The sequence below is a fragment of the Rhodococcus sp. LMD genome, from assembly GCF_056108245.1.
In genome coordinates, this window is the sequence record NZ_CM148557.1 from 3137608 (window position 1) to 3153416 (window position 15809).

Sequence of the window (15809 nt, forward strand, 5' to 3'; positions counted from 1 at the left end):
GTCGCTCACATCGTCGGGTGGTCAGCACCGCAGGTCCGCGGCGGGCGCCTGCCCGGTCACGAAATAGCCGGTCACCGGGCCGTCGACGCAGTCCTCGCCGTCCAGGACGACGGTGTGCTGGGTACCCGTGAAGGTGACGAGCGTGCCACCGAGTTGCCGGGCCAGGTCCACCCCCGCCTGGTACGGCGTCGCGGGGTCCCCGGTGGTGGAGACGACGAGCACGGTCGGCAGGCCCGGCACGTCCGGGGTGTGCGGCGCACCGGTGGGCGGCACCGGCCAGAAGGCACACAGATCCCGCGGCGCGGCGCCGCTCGCCCGCCCGTCGTCGAGGAACGGCGCCGCCTGCCGGTACAGCCGGTCGGCCTCGGCCGCGACGGCCGGGTCCGTCACCGGCGGATCGTCCACGCACCGGATTGCATTGAACGCGTCGGTGGCGTTGGTGTAGGTGCCGTCGTCGCCGCGTCCCTCGTACAGGTCCGCGAGCAGCAACAGCGTGTCGCCCCGGCCGTCGGTCAGCGCCGCGAGGCCCGCCCGCAGCGAACCCCACAGCCGCGGCGAGTACAGGCCCTGCTGCACCCCGGTGACCGCGTCCCGGTGGCTCAGGCCCCGCGGATCCGTGGTGTCCGCGGGCGCCGCGATCAACGGATCCACGAGAGCGCGGAACTTCTCCACCGCCGCAGCCGGGTCGGTGCCGAGCGCACAGTCGTCGTAGCGGGCGCAGTCCGCCGCGAACGCGTCGAATGCGGTCTGGAAGCCGGCCGCCTGCAGCAGGACCTCGTCGAGGGGATCCTGCTCGGGATCGAGCGCACCGTCGAGCACCATCGTCCGCACCCGGTCGGGGAAGGTTTCCGCATAGAGCGTGCCGATCCGGGTGCCGTACGAGAAGCCGAGGTAATTGAGTCTCTCGTCGCCGAGGACGGAACGGAGCACGTCCATGTCGCGCACCACTTCGCGGGTGCCCACGTGGGCGAGCAGGTCGGTGCCGGTGCGTTGCGCGCAGGCCTCGGCGTAGTCGCGGTGCCGCTGCTCCGTGCGCGCGATGCCCTCGGGACTCATGTCGCCGTCGTCGAACGCGCGGTCGGCGTCCGCCTCGGCGTCGGTGCGGCAGCGCACCGCGGGCTCGGAGGCGCCGATGCCGCGGGGATCGAAGCCGATCACGTCGAAACGGTCGGTCAGCTCGGTGCCGTCGGCGACGGTGGCCAGCCCGAGCCCGGACGCACCCGGCCCGCCGGGGTTGACGAGCAGCGAGCCGATCCGCTGCCCCGACGCGGGCGAACGCGAGATCGCCACGGTGATCGTCTCCCCGCCCGGGTCGTCGTAGTCCAGCGGCACCGTGATCCGCGCACACTGCACGCCGCGCGGCAGCGAGCCGGCGTCGGCGCCGTAGTCCCGGCAGGACTCCCACTGCACCTGCTGTCCGTAGAACTGCTCGAGGCCGGCCGGGGCGCCGAGCGGCGCCGTCCGCGGCGGCGCGGTCTCGGTCGTGGTGCTGCATCCGGCGGCGAGCAGCGCCACGGCGGTCACCGCGACGGCGCGGAGTGGAAGGGACGACACCCAGCGATGGTGCCACGGGAGCAACCGCGGCCGGGTCGGTGGTTCGGGACCGGTCCTGCGGCCGGGTCGGCGGTTCGGGACCGGTCCTGCGGCCGCGACCGGCGGATGTGACCAATCGCACCACCGGTGCCGCTACTGCCCGGATGACGCCGGTGGCAGACTGAGACCGTCATCACCCAACCCGGGGACCCGCACGGGCCTCGAGGCAGAAAGGGACCTCTGATGTCCGAATCCACGACTGCCCTCTACGGCGGCTCGACTCCGTCCGACGCTCCTCGCCGCAAGACGCGGGTCCATCACCTGCAGGCCATGAAGGCCGAGGGCCGGCGCTGGGCCGAGCTGACGGCGTACGACTACTCGAGCGCCCGCATCTTCGAGGAGGCCGGCATCCCGGTGCTGCTCGTGGGCGACTCCGCCGCGAACGTCGTCTACGGCTACGACACGACCGTGCCGGTCACGGTCGACGAGATGCTCCCCCTCGTACGCGGCGTGGTGCGCGGCGCCCCGCACGCACTGGTGATCGCCGACCTGCCCTTCGGCACCTACGAGGCATCGCCGGAGCAGGCCCTCGCCACCGCCATCCGCTTCATGAAGGAAGGCGGCGCCCACGCCGTCAAGCTCGAGGGCGGCGAGCGGGTCGCCGCGCAGATCGCCGCGATCACCGCCGCCGGCATCCCCGTCCAGGCGCACGTCGGGTTCACCCCGCAGTCGGTCAACAGCCTCGGCGGTTTCCGGGTGCAGGGTCGCGGCGACGGCGCCGAACAGCTCGTCGCCGACGCCATCGCCGTGCAGGAGGCCGGCGCCTTCTCCGTGGTCATGGAGATGGTGCCCGCCGACATCGCCGGTCAGGTCACCCGCAAGCTGACCATCCCCACGGTCGGGATCGGTGCCGGAAACGAGTGCGACGCCCAGGTCCTCGTGTGGCAGGACATGGCCGGATACACCAGCGGCAGGACCGCGAAGTTCGTCAAGAAGTTCGGCAGCGTGGGCGACGAACTGCGCCGCGCGGCCGCCGAATATGCTGCAGAGGTGGCGGCCGGGACGTTCCCCGGTCCCGAGCATTCCTTCTGATCCGGCAGGGCGAGGGAACCTGCGGCCGGTCCGGCCGCAGGTTCCCTCGCCCGTAGGCCCGGGCCGTACCGACCCACGAGGTGCACCGCAGATGATTCGTCCCCGTCGCACACTGCTCGCCGTTGCCGTCGCCGGTGCGACGATCGCCGGCCTGGCCGGGTGCGCGTCCGGCGGCCAGCCCGCCCCCAGCGGCTCGAGTTCCGTGTCGGCGCAGCCGACGACGGACGCGACATCGGAGCCGAGCACGCTTCCGGGTGGAGTCACGGAGCCCCAGGCCGCCGAGCTGTGCTCGCAGATGGAGGCCCAGCTGCAGAGCTGGCGCACCTACACCCCGTCCATGAGCAAGCCCGGTCTGAACCTGCTGGTCGGCGAGTGGGCCGCCCGCAACGGCATCGACATGCTGGCGCTCGCCCGGGACCGTGACCGGGTCGACGCGATCACCTCCGCCCAGTGCCCCGAGGTGCGCGGCGAGGCACTCGAGGCGCTGCAGATCCCGACCCTCGCGTCCGCCCTGGTCGGCTTCTGATGCCGTTGCGGCAGCCGTACCCGCCGATCGAGCCGCACGAGCAGGGCATGCTCGATGTCGGTGACGGCCAGCGCGTCTATTGGGAGGTCAGCGGCAATCCGGCCGGCAAGCCGGTGGTGTTCCTGCACGGCGGCCCCGGCGGCGGCACCGTCCCCGCACACCGCCGGTTCTTCGATCCGGAGGCGTACCGGATCGTGCTGTTCGATCAGCGCGGCTGCGGCCGGTCGGTCCCGCACGTCGCCGACGGCGCCGATCTGTCCGCCAACACCACCGAGTACCTGCTCGCCGACATCGAAGCCTTGCGGCGGCGGCTGGGGATCGGCCGTTGGCAGGTGTTCGGTGGCTCGTGGGGGTCGACACTGGCGCTGGCGTATGCGCAACGGCATCCGCACCGGGTCACCGAGCTGGTGCTGCGCGGCATCTTCCTGCTGCGCAGCAGCGAGATCGACTGGTACTACAACGGTGGTGCCGGACAGCTCTTCCCCGAACTGTGGGAGCGCTTCCTGGAACCGCTGACCGGCGCGCCGGAGGGCGAGCATCCGGTCGACACGTACCACCGGCTGCTGCATTCGCCCGACCCCGACGTCGCGCTGCGGGCCGCCGTGGCGTGGTCGACGTGGGAGGGTGCGACCAGCGCCCTGCTGCCCGCACCGGAACGGGTGGCGGAGACGTCGGACCCGCGTTTCGCGCTGGCGTTCGCCCGCATCGAGAACCACTACTTCCGCCACCGCGGTTTCCTCGAGGAAGGGCAGCTGCTGCGCGACGCCGGGCGGCTGCACGCCGTTCCCGGGGTGATCGTGCAGGGCCGCTACGACGTGGTCTGCCCCGCGACGAGCGCGTGGGAACTGCACAAGGCATGGCCCGGCTCGGACTTCGTCGTCGTCGACGACGCCGGGCACGCCGCGAACGAACCCGGCATCACCCATCACCTGCTCGAGGCGACCGACCGCTTTCGCTGAACCTCATTCGAGGCGGCCGAACCCGACCACCGCCGAGTCGGACGTGACGTCGACGGTGTGCACGCGGATACGGCCGAGTTCGTTGCCGCCGACGGTCGTCGCGGTGTCGCCGTCGACCGCGACGACGATGTTGGTGTGCTGGCCGACCCACAGCTCGTTCTCGTACAGCACCACATCACCCACCACCGGCCGGTAGCCGCCGCCGGCCGGTTCGAATCGGCCGGCCGAGTCGTAGTACTCCTGCAGGGTGTACACGCCGGGGATCCGCCAGTGCCCGGAATGCGGATTGGCCAGCGGGCGGCCCGCTTCCCGCATGATCCAGCTGACGAAGTTCGCGCACCACGGCTCCTCGGCGCCCTCGGAATAGAAGGTCCCGGGTCGCTGCGTGCGGTGTTCGTCCCCGAGCAACTCCACGATCCGCGCCTGCGGCTGCGTCAGCGACGAGGTGTCCACGTCCGGGAAATCGGCGGTGTCCCAGGGCAGGTATCGGCTCGGTACCGCGCCGAGCACCAGCACCGCGGCGAGGACCACGAGCGCCACCGCGGCGGCGATGCCGGCGAACAGGCCCCGCGGCCGCCGCTCGCGGCCGGCAGCGCCGTCACGCCGGGTACGCAAACCGCACCTTCCGCGTCTGCGGGTCGGCGTGTGTGAGCCGGATCCGGATTCGGCTGCCTTCCTTCGGTTCCCCGGTGCACGGGGCGATCACGGTGGCGTCGGGCACGAACACCTCGGCGTCCCGGCGGCCGTTCGTCGCGCGCAGGACCGTCGCATCGAACGTCTCCCCCACGTGCGGGACGAGGACCGTCGCCTCGGTGAGTTCGATGCACGCGCGGCTCACCTTCCCGGCGAGCGCATCGGAACCGGTCATGGTCTCGCGAAGCTCCGGGAGCGCCGCGCGCACGGATGCCGGCACGTCGGTGCCGGCACAGACCGCCAGGCACACCTCCGTCGCGAACCGGTCGGCCAACCGCCGCAGCGGCGCCGTGACGTGTGCGTACGGCGCTCCGATCGCCCCGTGCCCCGGCTGCTCCGGCACCTCGCCGTCGAACGCGACGTACGACGCGCCGCGCAGCAGCGCGGGGGCCTCGCTCATCAGCACCAGCGTGCCGGGCACGGTCATGTCGAGGCCGGCCAGGAAACTGCCCACCGGCACATCGGCCGGCCAGGGCACGCCCAGGGCGGAGGCGGTGCGCCGCAGTTGCGTCACGGCTTCGGGAGCGGCCGCCGGCAGGGTTCGCAGCAACCCGATCCGCGCGTCGAGCATCATCTGCGCCGCGCACATTCCGGTCAGCAGCGAGACATGGGAGTTCCAGTCGTCGACCTCCGTGCGCGGCTGGGTGGTCAACCGCCAGCCGTTCCCGTCGGCGATCACGTCCTGTTCGGGCAGCCGCAGTTCGATCGCGCCCCGGGCCCGGGCCGCCGCTTCGCGGAGCCGGCCGAACTCGGGCAGCGCCGCGATCGACGGGTGCACGACACCGGCGTCGACACCGGCCTGCACCCCGGCGTAGTCGAACCGTGCGACGGATCGGACCAGTGCGCGCCGCACCGTCACATCCACAGGCTCGGCGGCCTCGTCGAGAACGATGCGCCACAGCGCCGCCGGGCGCACGCGGCCGGGCAGCAGACTGGCCGCGTCCTCGGACAACGACCGCGGATGCAGCGGGACCGACCCGTCGGGCAGGTAGTAGGTCTGACCGCGGCGCCTGCTCTCGCGGTCGAGCGCGCCGCCGGGGGCGACGAAGGCCGCGACGTCGGCGATCGCGTAGTGCAGCACGAATCCGTCGACGGTCCGCTCGAGGTGCAGGGCCTGGTCGAGATCCATCGATCCCGGTGGGTCGATGGTCACCAGGGGCAGATCCGTGCGGTCCAGCCGCGCGGCGGACCAGCGGTCGGCTGCGGCGTCGGCCTCGGCGACGGCGGGCAGGGGGTAGTCATCGTCGAGCGCGAATTCGGCGCGGACGGCACCGAAGTCGATCGCGGGCGCGACGACGATGCGGGTGTGCGTCACCGTGCCGGGGAACCGCTCAGCGGTTCCATTCCTCGTCGGCCTCGTCCGCTGCCCTGTTGCGCTCGGCCGCGATCTCGAGTGCCCGTTCGGCGGTGGCGCGGTCCGGGTACGGCCCCATGCGGTTCAGCGCGCTCGGGTCCTTCCCCTGGCTGACCTTTCCGGTGTGTACGTCGTAGTACCAGCCCTCGTCGCTCATGACTCCCAGTCTGCCCCACGCGGCGCCGAGTGTCGGGGTAACCCGCGTGCGACGGCGCGGCTGGTACGGTCGGCCCCTGGTCCCCGCTCGACGACGCGAAAGGAATCGCATGTCGTACCTGCTCTACGACTTCCTGCTTCCCTACCTGGGACACGAGGCCGCCTCCTACTGGGCGCACCTGCTGGTCGTCGCCCCGATCTGAGCCGGGTGGGCGGACGAGCCGGCCTGTAAGCCGGATCCTGTACCCCGCCGAGGCGGGGTGGCGACCATCCATCTGGGCACACCGTCGCCGGGTACCTCGAGCGGTTCACCCGCAGGCTCGGGCGAGCAGCCCTCGGACACCTGCGCAGCCGCACCGACGGGTCGGTGCGGCCTTCAACCTTGCTCCGGGCGGGGTTTACCGAGCCACCCCGGTCACCCGGGGTGCTGGTGCGCTCTTACCGCACCGTTTCACCCTTACCCACCCCGAAGGGTGGGCGGTCTGATTTCTGTGGCACTGTCCCGCGAGTCACCTCGGGTTGCCGTTAGCAACCGCCCTGCTCTGTGGAGTCCGGACTTTCCTCGATCCAGGGCCTGGCACCGCCACGGTGCCGGTTCCCTGTGCCGCGGTCGCCCGGCCAACTCGTCCGCGTCGATCAGCGTACTGCCTCACGTGTCGCAAATGCGAACTACGGTACCGCCATGGCGAGATATGTGGCTCTGCTGCGCGGCATCAACGTCGGCGGCATCACCATCGCGATGGCGGATCTGAAGGACGTGTTCTCCGGACTCGGTTTCGGGAACGTCCGCACCGTGCTCGCGTCGGGCAACGTGCTGTTCGACGCCGGCCCGGCCGACACCGCCGAATCGAAGGCACGGATCGAGGCGGCGCTGCGCGCTCGATTCGGCTACGAGGCGTTCGTGTTCGTCCACGATCAGGCCGCCGTCGCGGCGATCGTCGACGCCTACCCGTTCCAGGAGCGCGACGGCCGGCACGCATACGCGATCTTCGTCGCCGATCCCGCGGTTCTGGACGAACTCGCGGCGACGGCGGCGGGTCTCGACCCGGCGGTCGAGCGCGTCGCCCGGGGCGACGGCGTCCTGTACTGGGACGTCGAGCGCGGGCAGACGGTCCGGAGCGCCTTCGGCCGGAGCCTCGGCAAGCCCCGCTACAAGGCGGTGACCACGACGCGCAACCTGCGCACGCTGCGGAAACTGCAGGTGTGAACGACGGAACGCCGCGTGCGGGGTCGGGCGCCCGCGGGCGGGGTCAGTCCGTCGCCGGAGGTACGCGATCGGGGTCGTAGTCGTCGAGACCGGCGGCGATGCGTTCCTGTTCGGTGCGATATTCGAGATAGTCGTCGTCGAGGCGTTCCGGCGCTTTGCCGTGCTCACGGCGATCGCGGGTGACGTGTTCCGTCGGAGTGATGACGTCGTCGAGATTCGGTTCGTCGTGCGGTTCGGTCATTGTCGGCACCTCCGAATGCTGCCCGGACTGCTGCTCTGGCCACCGTCGGTGTGATCACCGTCGGTGTGATCACCGTCGGTGTGATCACCGTCGGTGTAACCACTCTCGCTGTGGCATACCCCACGTGTCGGTCACCGAACCGGGACGCCGCCGCCGGTGTGTCCTTTGGGCGGCTACCGCAGCCCAAAGGACACACCGATGCCGCGGGCGCCTACAGGTGCGAGGTGTCGTTGACCAGGCGCACGGCCGCGCCGCCGTCGGGATAGAACTCGGCGATGCTCAGCGACGCGAGGTCCAGGTGCAGGCGATACAGCAGCGACGGCCCGGCATCGAGCGCCATCTGCAGCAGGGTCTTGATCGGCGTGACGTGGGAGACGACGAGCAGGTTCGCCCCGCCGTACTCCGCGACCAGATCGTCCCGGACAGCAGCGAGACGGCCGCGGACCTCGTCGAAGCTCTCCCCACCCGGCGGGCGCACCGAGGTGTCGCCCAGCCAGCGACGGTGCAGATCGGGGTCACGCTGTGCCGCCTCGCGGAAGGTCAGTCCCTCCCACTTGCCGAAGTCGGTCTCGAGGAGCCCGTCGTGCACCGTCACGGGCAGACCGAGCACCGCCGCGGCGGCCTCGGCGGTCTCTCGCGCCCGTCCGAGCGGCGACGAGACCACCGCGGCGACATTGCCACGCTCGCCGATCCGACGGGCAGCCGCGCGCGCCTGCGCGCGGCCCAGCTCGGTCAGCGGCGGATTACCGCGCCCGGAGTAGCGGCGCTCCACCGACAGCGGGGTCTGCCCGTGCCGCAGCAGCAGCATCCGCGTGGGTGTCCCGACGGCACCGGTCCAGCCGGGCGATTTCGCCGGCGGCGCCGATGCGGACGACGGCGGTTCGGAACCTGTGGTGGCCGAGGCAGCACCGTCCATCGCCTCGTTGGCGAGCCGGTCGGCGTAGGCGTTCTCCGCGCGCGGCACCCAGGTGAACTCGACCCGCGAGAATCCTCCGGCCAATTCGCGGGCACGCGCGGCGAGCGGAATCATGTCCGGGTGCTTGATCTTCCATCGGCCCGACATCTGCTCGACGACGAGCTTGGAATCCATCCGGACGTCGACCTCGTCGGCCCCGAGTTCGGCGGCGGCGGTCAATCCGGCGATCAGGCCTTGGTATTCGGCCACGTTGTTGGTGGCGCGGCCGATGCTCGCGCTGCGTTCGGCCAGCACGGCCTCGCGGTCGGCATCGAAGACCACCGCACCGTAGCCGGCCGGTCCGGGATTGCCGCGCGAACCGCCGTCGGCCTCGACAACGACCCGGCTCAAATCCCGGATTCCTTGGTACGTACCAGGATCGCGTTGCATTCGGGGCAGCGCACGAGCGCCTCGGGCGGGGCGGCGGCGATGCGAGAGATCTCGCCGCGGTCGAGTTCGAGGCGGCACGCGCCGCACCGTCGCGCCTGCAGCAGGGCCGCGCCGGTGCCGGTCTTCGACCGCTGCGCCTCGTACTGGTCGACGAGCTCGGCGGGAAAGGCCTCCACGAGTGCCGCGCGGTCGCTCAGGCACCGCTGCTCGGCGACCTCGATGTCGGCGAGCGCTTCGTCGCGCAGGCGGACGGCGTCCGCGAGTTCGGCGTCGACGCTCGACAGCCGCGCGCCGGCGTGGTCGTGGTCGGCCTTGGACGCCTCCCGGCGTTCCATGACCTCGAGCAGCTCGTCCTCGAGCAGCGCCTGCCGCCGTTCGAGACTGGTCAGCTCGTGCTGGAGTTCGGACAGCTGCTTGGCGGCCACGCTGCCGCCGGCGAGGAGCTTGCGGTCGCGCTCCTCCCGTTGGCGGACCGCCTCGACCTCCCCTTCGAGCTTGCGGATGTCGCGGTCGAGGTCGTCGAGGATGATCTCGACGGCGACGGCGGCGTCCCGCCGCGCGGTGCGTTCCGCCTCGAGCCGTTCGACCTCCTGCTGTTCGGGCAGGGTGCGGCGCCGGTGCGCCAGGCGGGTCACCTCGGTGTCCACAGCGGCGAGGGCCAGGAGCTTGGACTGCACGGCGGGTTCGACGTTCACTCGGCGGGTTCCTGCTTTCGGCGGCGAGATCTGGGGGTGATAGCTGCCTACCGTACCGCGCGGCCGGTCACGAGGAACCCGGACCTACCGGGCGGCGGTGGTCCAGGGATCGGTGCGTAGCTCGCTGACGCGGGCCGCCCACCCGTCGCGATCGGCGAACGCGGCGTCGAGCACTCCTTTCGCCTGCGCACACCACGGGTACTCGCTGGCCCAGTGCGCGACGTCGACGAGCGCGGGTCCGCCGGCGCGCAGGTGCTCGTCGGCCGGATGGTGCCGCAGATCCGCGGTGACGTACGCATCGACGCCGAGCCGTGCGACGGTGCCGAGAAAGGAGTCGCCGGAGCCGCCGCACACCGCAACGGTGCGGACGATCCGGTCGGGGTCGCCGGCACCGCGCACCCCCCACTCCGTGGCCGGCAGTGCCGCGGCGACGCGTTCGGTGAACTCGCGCAGCGTCTGCGGCACCGGGAGGTCGCCGACGCGGCCCAGTCCCCGCGAGCCGGGCAGCTCGGCCAGTTCGAGCACGTCGAACGCGGGTTCCTCGTAGGGGTGCGCCGCGCGCAGAGCGGCAAGCACCCGGCCGCGCACGGATCGCGGGGCGACGACCTCGACGCGGTCCTCGGCGACGCGCTCGAGTTCGCCGACGGTGCCGATCGCCGGATCCGCGCCGGCCTCGGGACGGAACTGTCCGGTCCCGGAGGTCGTCCAGCAGCATTCGCGGTAGTTGCCGAGCCGGCCCGCGCCGGCGTCGAACAGGGCGGCGCGCACCTGTTCGGCCGAGTCGGCGGGCACGAGGACCACCCACTTGTCGACGGCCGGTTCGGGCTTGGGCTCGATCGGCCTCAGTCCGGTCAGGCCGAGCGCCTGTGCCAGCGCGTCGGACACGCCCGGATCGGCGCGGTCGGCGTTGGTGTGGGCGGTGAACAGCGCGCAGCCGCCCCGGATGAGCCGGTGGATCAGGGCGCCCTTCGGGGTGTGCGCGCCGACGGTGTCGACACCGCGCAGCAGCAGCGGGTGGTGCACGAGGAGCAGTTGTGCGCCCCAGTCGAGGGCTTCGTCGACCACGGCCGCGGTGGCGTCGACCGCGAGCAGCACCCTGTTCACAGGTTCGTCGGGATCGCCGGCGACCAGTCCGACCGAGTCCCACGACTCGGCCAGCGACGGCGGGTAGGCCGTCTCGAGCACGTCGATCACCTCGCGCAGCGTCACCGCCGTCACCGCTCCTCCTCCGTCGTCTCCACCGTTGTCCCCGCAAACCGTCCCCGCAAACCGTCCCCGCAAACCGTCCCCGACCCTACGCGGCGGGCCTCGCCGGCAGCCGGGACAATGGGGGCGTGACGACTCTCGCCGATCTGCATCCTCTGCTGTTGCCGGCACCCGTGGTGCTGTTCGACCTCGACGGCACCCTCACGGACTCGGCGGCGGGCGTGATCGACGGGTTCCGGCATGCGCTCGCCACGGTGGGCGCTCCGGAACCGGCGCACGACGAGCCGCAGCGCGTCCTCGGTCCGCCGATGATCGACACCCTGCGCGGACTCGGTCTCGACGAGCAGCAGGTGCACCGGGCTCTCACCGCGTACATCGAGCGGTACGACGAGCGGGGCTGGGCGGAGAACTCCGTCTTCGACGGGGTGGCGACGATGCTCGGGCGAGTGCGCGACGCCGGCAGCCGCCTCGCCGTCGCGACGTCGAAGAACCAGAACTTCGCGGTCCGCATCCTCGAGCATTTCGAGTTGGCCGGCCATTTCGACTTCATCGGCGGCGCGAGCGACGACGGGACCCGGCGGGCGAAGGCGGACGTGATCGCGCACAGTCTGGTCGCGCTCGGGGTGGACCCGGTCGCCGCCGAGGACGGCGGCACCGGCGGCGTGGTCATGGTCGGTGACCGCGAGCACGACGTGACGGGTGCGGCGCGGTGGGGCATCCCGACGGTGTTCGTCGAGTGGGGGTACGGCGCGGTCGACGAGGCGGCCGCCGCGCACCGGTCCACGTCCAGCGTCGGCGAACTGACGAGGATGCTGACCGGTGACCGCTGAGCGCCTGCACGTGACGTTCGTGTGCACCGGCAACATCTGCCGCTCGCCGATGGCGGAGAAGATCTTCGCCGAGCATCTCCGCAGGGCCGGCCTCGCCGGGCGGGTGCGGGTCACCAGCGCCGGCACCGGCGACTGGCACGCCGGCGAGGACGCGGATCCCCGCACCACGGAGCTGTTGCGGAGGCACGGTTACCCGATCGGGCACTGCGCCCGGCGCGTGACCGACGAACAGCTCGCCGCCGATCTGGTGGTCGCGCTGGACGCCGGCCACGACCGGATGCTCGCGCAGCTCGGGGTGCCGGCCGAGCGCCGGGCGCTGCTGCGCAGCTTCGACCCGGACGCCGAGGGCGAGTCGGTTCCGGATCCGTACTACGGCGACCGGCACGAGTTCGAACTGGTCCGGCGGCAGATCGAGGCGGCGATCCCGGGTCTGCTCGACTGGGTGCGACGGCACTGAGGCCCGCGTCACCGGCTACCGTGGTTACGTGCGACGACTGACGTTCCTGCTCCGCCCGAGCTGGCTGGTGCTGGCCCTGGTGGTGGGCGGCTTCGCCTACGCGTGCTTCACCGTGCTCGCGCCGTGGCAGCTCGGCAAGAACACCACCACCGAGGAGCGCAACGACCGGATCACCGCCTCGCTGGCCACGGACCCCGTGCCGGTCGAGGAGCTGCTCACCGGGCCCGCGCCGGCTCCGGAGGACGAGTGGCGGCGCGTCGTCGCGACCGGCTCGTACCTCCCGGACTCGGATCTGCTGGTGCGGTTGCGCAGCGTCGAGTCCTCCCCCGCCTACGAGGTGCTCACACCGTTTCGGCTCGCCGACGGCCGCACCGTCCTGGTGAACCGCGGATACGTGCGTCCGGAACGGGGCACGGAGATCCCCGGGTTCGCCCCGCCGCCCACCGGCACGGTGACCGTCGATGCGCGCCTGCGGATGTCCGAGGGAACCGCCGAGGGCAGGGCCCCGTTCCGCGACGCCGGCCACGCCCAGGTCTACTCGATCGATCCCGCGCAGATCGCGGCGTTCACCGGCCTGGAGCTGACGGGCGGATACCTGCAGCTGTCCGAGAACCAGGCCGGGGGGCTGGGCACGATCCCGCTGCCGCAGCTCGACGCCGGCCCCTACCTGTCGTACGGGCTGCAGTGGGTGGCATTCGGAATCATGGCGCCGCTGGGGCTGGGGTACTTCGTGTGGGCGGAGCTGCGCGAGCGCCGCAAGCGGAAGGAACCGGCGCCGGCGACCGCACCCGAGGCCGAGCCGACGCCCGCCCCGGTGGAGCGCAGCACCGACGACAAGCTCGCCGACCGTTACGGCCGGTCCCGTTGAGCCACTCAGGCGAGGAGCCCGCGATGCACGCGACGATCGACGACTACCTGGCCGACAAGGACGACGCCGCCGTCGACATGTTCTGCCGGCTCCGCACGCTCGTGCTGGGCCTCGGCGACGACGTCGAGGAGCAGGTCCGTCCCGCCGAGGTGCGATGGGGACGCGGTCGGATCTTCGCGGCGGCGTTCGTCTATTCGTCGCGGCTCGAGATCGCCGTGGACCTGCCGCGGCGGGTCCATCACCCGCAGCTGCGGGAGGCCTTCCCGACCACCGCGAAGGTGACGACCCACCGCTTGAGCATCGCCACCCCGGACCAGCTCGACGACGGCGTCGTCGCGCTGCTGGCGGAGGCGTACGAGACGGCCGGGACAGGCTCCGGGTAGCAGGCTCCGCCGGGCACCGCCCGGAGCGACGACGGGTCGGCAACGGGTCGGCAACGGGTTTAGGACCGCTCCGGCCGGTGCATCCGTCGCCCATGACCGAGAACACCGGAAACCCGCAGCAGTACGACGCATCCCAGGACCCGGACGCCGACCCCGAGCAGTTGCAGTCGAGCGCCCCGACGCAGCCGGATCAGGCCGAGGGCGAGGACGACGACGCCGGACCGGAGGCCTGAACCCGGACGCGGCTCCCGCGGATCGGCAGGCCCGGCTACTCGAACAGCGGACCGTCGAGGCAGCCGGACGTCGCCCGCCGGATCCCAGGTGGGGATGCGCCCGGGAGATCCGCCCGCCACTTCGGAACCCGCGCACGCCGTGACGTGGGCGGATTCCGAACCGGCGCCGGGGATGCTGCCCCGTCAGGCGTAGAGCTGCTCGATCCGATCGGCGAAGTTGTCGACCACCAGTTTGCGGCGCAGCTTCATGCTCGGTGTCAGATCTCCCGCCTCGATGGACAGCTCCCGATCGAGGACGGCGAACCTCTTGATCTGCTCCCAGCGGTTGAGCCGGTCGTTGAGCCGGTCGATGCACTCGCCGATCAGCGCGTGGGTCCGCTCGTCCCGGGCGATCTCGCCGAACTCCCTGCCGGCCATGCCGTTCTTGCCCGCCCATTCGGTGATCGCCTCGGCATCGAGGCCGACGAGGGCGACGCAGTAGGGCCGGCTCTCGCCGTACACGACGATCTCGCCGGCGTACGGGCAGATGCCTTTGAAGGCGGCGGAGATCGCGGACGGCGCGACGTACTTGCCCTGACTGGTCTTGAACAGGTCCTTCTTGCGGTCGGTGATCCGCAGGAAACCCTCGGAATCGAGTTCCCCGATGTCGCCGGTGTGGAACCAGCCGTCCGGTTCGAGCGCCTCCGCGGTGGCCTCGGGCCGCTCGTGGTAGCCGTCCATGACGCCCGGCCCGCGCAGGAGCACCTCGCCGTCCTCGGCGATCTGCACCTCCGTACCGGGGAAGGGCCAGCCCACGGTGCCGAGCCGGTACGCGTACGGGCGGTTGATGAACGACGCGGCGGATGTCTCGGTCAGGCCGTACCCCTCGAGGATGATGATGCCGGCGGCATCGAACCACTGCGCGACGGCACGGTCGAGCGGCGCCGCCGCCGAGACGAAGAACCGCAGGCGACCGCCGAAACGTTCCTTGACGGTGGAGAACACCAGACGGTCGGCGATCCGGTACCGGAGCCGGTCGAGGGCGGACGGGGTGCGGTCCTCCTGCCGGGCCTGCGAGACACGCAGGCCGACGCCGACGGCCCAGTCGAAGATCTTCTTCTTCGCCCCGCCCTCCTCGGCGACCATCGCCTCGATGCGCGCGTGCGCCTTCTCGAAGATGCGCGGCGCGGCGCCCATGAAGGTGGGGCGCACGACAGCGAGGTTCTCGACGATCTTCTCCACGCGGCCGTCGATCACCGTGGTGAAGCCGATCTGCAGCGGCAACGCCAGCATCACCTTGCCGAAGGCGTGCGACAGCGGCAACCAGAGGAAGTTCAGGTCGTCGGGGCCGAGGATGTTCACCGCGTCGACGGCCGCGGCGGTGTACGTCCACCCCGAGTGCGGCAGCAGCACGCCCTTCGGCTTGCCGGTGGTGCCGGAGGTGTACATGATGCTCGCCAACTGCTCGGGACGGATCGCATCCACCCGGTCGGCGACGACGGAGGGCGACTCGGCGAGCAGTGCGCGGCCCCGGTCCTCCAGGTCGGCGAGGGTGACGACCCAGTCCCCGTCGCCTTCGCCGTCGACGACCACCACGGTCCGCACCTCGGGCAGATCGGCGCGGTGGGCGACGAGCTTGTCGACCTGGGTCCAGTCCTCCGCGACCACGACGGCGCTGCCCGAGTTGGCGACGATGAAGGCGACGTCGGGCGCGTTGGTCGTGGGATAGATGGTGGTGGTCGCGGCGCCGGCGCACATGATCGCGAAGTCGGCGAGCACCCACTCGTACCGGGTCGACGAGGCGATCGCCACCGGGTCCTCGGGTTCGACTCCCAGCGCGATCAAGCCCGCGGCGAGTGCGGTGACCCGGTCGCCGACCTGGCGCCAGGTCGTGCTTCCCCAGCCGTTGCCCCGGGGGCACCGGAAGGCCTCGGCCTCCGGCGTCGCGGCGACCCGGTCGACGAACAACCGGGCCACCGACGGGGCCTGATCGTCGATCTTCGCGAAGTCGACCGTCTCGTCCACCGCCCGCAGCGCAGCCATGCGCCGAGT

General features: G+C 71.8%; 18 protein-coding genes and 1 other RNA gene. 9 read left to right on the forward strand and 10 right to left on the reverse strand.

Annotated features, from left to right (window positions below; genetic code table 11):
* Positions 1-21 precede the first annotated feature (21 nt).
* Positions 22-1554: an alpha/beta hydrolase gene (locus ACWPQI_RS14365; RefSeq protein WP_040275225.1), complete on the reverse strand. Its 1533-nt coding sequence runs from the start codon at positions 1552-1554 to the stop codon at positions 22-24.
* Between the two features lie 222 nt (positions 1555-1776).
* Here ACWPQI_RS14365 and panB point away from each other — a divergent pair, with 222 nt between their 5' ends.
* From panB to pip, 3 genes are all read left to right on the forward strand, one after another.
* On the forward strand, positions 1777-2625 hold the full coding sequence (gene panB, locus ACWPQI_RS14370) for a 3-methyl-2-oxobutanoate hydroxymethyltransferase (protein WP_010594310.1): 849 nt from the start codon (positions 1777-1779) through the stop codon (positions 2623-2625).
* Positions 2626-2716: 91 nt separating this feature from the next.
* Positions 2717-3151, forward strand: coding sequence for a hypothetical protein (locus ACWPQI_RS14375; RefSeq protein WP_165276440.1), 435 nt, complete (start codon positions 2717-2719; stop codon positions 3149-3151).
* Positions 3151-4110 (forward strand): prolyl aminopeptidase, encoded by a 960-nt coding sequence (gene pip / locus ACWPQI_RS14380; RefSeq protein ID WP_017680352.1) that lies wholly within the window; start codon positions 3151-3153, stop codon positions 4108-4110. The genes ACWPQI_RS14375 and pip overlap by 1 nt, the downstream gene beginning before the upstream one ends.
* A 3-nt stretch (positions 4111-4113) precedes the next feature.
* Here the strand turns inward: pip and ACWPQI_RS14385 are convergent, their stop codons facing one another.
* The 4 genes from ACWPQI_RS14385 to rnpB all read right to left on the reverse strand — a co-directional run bounded on the left by ACWPQI_RS14385 (position 4114) and on the right by rnpB (position 6939).
* Positions 4114-4725 carry a CHAP domain-containing protein gene (locus ACWPQI_RS14385; RefSeq protein WP_419789883.1) on the reverse strand — a complete coding sequence of 204 codons (612 nt, stop codon included), beginning with the start codon at positions 4723-4725 and terminating at the stop codon, positions 4114-4116.
* On the reverse strand, positions 4709-6118 hold the full coding sequence (locus ACWPQI_RS14390; protein WP_165276441.1) for an RNB domain-containing ribonuclease: 1410 nt from the start codon (positions 6116-6118) through the stop codon (positions 4709-4711). The genes ACWPQI_RS14385 and ACWPQI_RS14390 overlap by 17 nt, the downstream gene beginning before the upstream one ends.
* 16 nt (positions 6119-6134) lie before the next feature.
* Entirely contained in the window at positions 6135-6314 is a 180-nt protein-coding gene (locus ACWPQI_RS14395; protein WP_040275203.1) for a hypothetical protein, read from the reverse strand.
* A 212-nt stretch (positions 6315-6526) separates the two neighbouring features.
* An RNA gene (gene rnpB / locus ACWPQI_RS14400) (RNase P RNA component class A) lies at positions 6527-6939 on the reverse strand.
* A gap of 56 nt (positions 6940-6995) precedes the next feature.
* On the opposite strand from rnpB, the gene ACWPQI_RS14405 reads away from it, so the two are divergent.
* Entirely contained in the window at positions 6996-7520 is a 525-nt protein-coding gene (locus ACWPQI_RS14405; RefSeq protein WP_026137661.1) for a DUF1697 domain-containing protein, read from the forward strand.
* 43 nt (positions 7521-7563) lie between these two features.
* On the opposite strand, the gene ACWPQI_RS14410 is transcribed toward ACWPQI_RS14405, so the two are convergent.
* The 4 genes from ACWPQI_RS14410 to ACWPQI_RS14425 all read right to left on the reverse strand — a co-directional run bounded on the left by ACWPQI_RS14410 (position 7564) and on the right by ACWPQI_RS14425 (position 11019).
* Positions 7564-7761, reverse strand: coding sequence for a hypothetical protein (locus tag ACWPQI_RS14410; RefSeq protein WP_010594303.1), 198 nt, complete (start codon positions 7759-7761; stop codon positions 7564-7566).
* Positions 7762-7972: 211 nt separating this feature from the next.
* Positions 7973-9106, reverse strand: coding sequence for a bifunctional RNase H/acid phosphatase (locus tag ACWPQI_RS14415; protein WP_172603557.1), 1134 nt, complete (start codon positions 9104-9106; stop codon positions 7973-7975).
* Positions 9064-9801 carry a zinc ribbon domain-containing protein gene (locus ACWPQI_RS14420; RefSeq protein WP_010594301.1) on the reverse strand — a complete coding sequence of 246 codons (738 nt, stop codon included), beginning with the start codon at positions 9799-9801 and terminating at the stop codon, positions 9064-9066. Before ACWPQI_RS14420 ends, ACWPQI_RS14415 begins: the two co-directional genes overlap by 43 nt.
* Before the next feature lie 84 nt (positions 9802-9885).
* Positions 9886-11019 (reverse strand): Nif3-like dinuclear metal center hexameric protein, encoded by a 1134-nt coding sequence (locus tag ACWPQI_RS14425; RefSeq protein WP_010594300.1) that lies wholly within the window; start codon positions 11017-11019, stop codon positions 9886-9888.
* A 116-nt stretch (positions 11020-11135) separates the two neighbouring features.
* Between ACWPQI_RS14425 and ACWPQI_RS14430 the strand changes: the two genes are divergently transcribed.
* The 5 genes from ACWPQI_RS14430 to ACWPQI_RS14450 all read left to right on the forward strand — a co-directional run bounded on the left by ACWPQI_RS14430 (position 11136) and on the right by ACWPQI_RS14450 (position 13778).
* Positions 11136-11837 (forward strand): HAD hydrolase-like protein, encoded by a 702-nt coding sequence (locus tag ACWPQI_RS14430; RefSeq protein ID WP_064066121.1) that lies wholly within the window; start codon positions 11136-11138, stop codon positions 11835-11837.
* Between the two features lie 49 nt (positions 11838-11886).
* Complete coding sequence (locus tag ACWPQI_RS14435) at positions 11887-12294, forward strand: low molecular weight protein-tyrosine-phosphatase (protein WP_230831610.1); 408 nt, start codon at positions 11887-11889, stop codon at positions 12292-12294.
* A 28-nt stretch (positions 12295-12322) separates the two neighbouring features.
* Complete coding sequence (locus ACWPQI_RS14440) at positions 12323-13162, forward strand: SURF1 family cytochrome oxidase biogenesis protein (protein ID WP_064066119.1); 840 nt, start codon at positions 12323-12325, stop codon at positions 13160-13162.
* 23 nt (positions 13163-13185) lie between these two features.
* Positions 13186-13545, forward strand: coding sequence for a DUF5655 domain-containing protein (locus ACWPQI_RS14445; RefSeq protein WP_010594297.1), 360 nt, complete (start codon positions 13186-13188; stop codon positions 13543-13545).
* 92 nt (positions 13546-13637) lie between these two features.
* Complete coding sequence (locus tag ACWPQI_RS14450; RefSeq protein WP_017680347.1) at positions 13638-13778, forward strand: hypothetical protein; 141 nt, start codon at positions 13638-13640, stop codon at positions 13776-13778.
* Positions 13779-13961: 183 nt separating this feature from the next.
* Here ACWPQI_RS14450 and ACWPQI_RS14455 read toward each other — a convergent pair whose 3' ends face one another.
* A complete protein-coding gene (locus ACWPQI_RS14455) occupies positions 13962-15800 on the reverse strand; it encodes an AMP-dependent synthetase/ligase (protein WP_237210809.1) in 1839 nt (612 codons plus the stop codon).
* Positions 15801-15809: the final 9 nt, after the last annotated feature.

Excerpts from the sequence above, each read along its gene's own strand:
- ACWPQI_RS14435 (WP_230831610.1), top strand. The coding sequence starts at position 11,887 with ATGGCGGAGAAGATCTTCGCCGAGCATCTCCGCAGGGCCGGCCTCGCC.
- ACWPQI_RS14395 (WP_040275203.1), bottom strand. The coding sequence starts at position 6,314 with ATGAGCGACGAGGGCTGGTACTACGACGTACACACCGGAAAGGTCAGC.
- panB (WP_010594310.1), top strand. The coding sequence starts at position 1,777 with ATGTCCGAATCCACGACTGCCCTCTACGGCGGCTCGACTCCGTCCGAC.
- pip (WP_017680352.1), top strand. The coding sequence starts at position 3,151 with ATGCCGTTGCGGCAGCCGTACCCGCCGATCGAGCCGCACGAGCAGGGC.
- ACWPQI_RS14445 (WP_010594297.1), top strand. The coding sequence starts at position 13,186 with ATGCACGCGACGATCGACGACTACCTGGCCGACAAGGACGACGCCGCC.
- ACWPQI_RS14375 (WP_165276440.1), top strand. The coding sequence starts at position 2,717 with ATGATTCGTCCCCGTCGCACACTGCTCGCCGTTGCCGTCGCCGGTGCG.
- ACWPQI_RS14410 (WP_010594303.1), bottom strand. The coding sequence starts at position 7,761 with ATGACCGAACCGCACGACGAACCGAATCTCGACGACGTCATCACTCCG.
- ACWPQI_RS14450 (WP_017680347.1), top strand. The coding sequence starts at position 13,638 with ATGACCGAGAACACCGGAAACCCGCAGCAGTACGACGCATCCCAGGAC.
- ACWPQI_RS14455 (WP_237210809.1), bottom strand. The coding sequence starts at position 15,800 with ATGGCTGCGCTGCGGGCGGTGGACGAGACGGTCGACTTCGCGAAGATC.
- ACWPQI_RS14415 (WP_172603557.1), bottom strand. The coding sequence starts at position 9,106 with ATGCAACGCGATCCTGGTACGTACCAAGGAATCCGGGATTTGAGCCGG.
- ACWPQI_RS14405 (WP_026137661.1), top strand. The coding sequence starts at position 6,996 with ATGGCGAGATATGTGGCTCTGCTGCGCGGCATCAACGTCGGCGGCATC.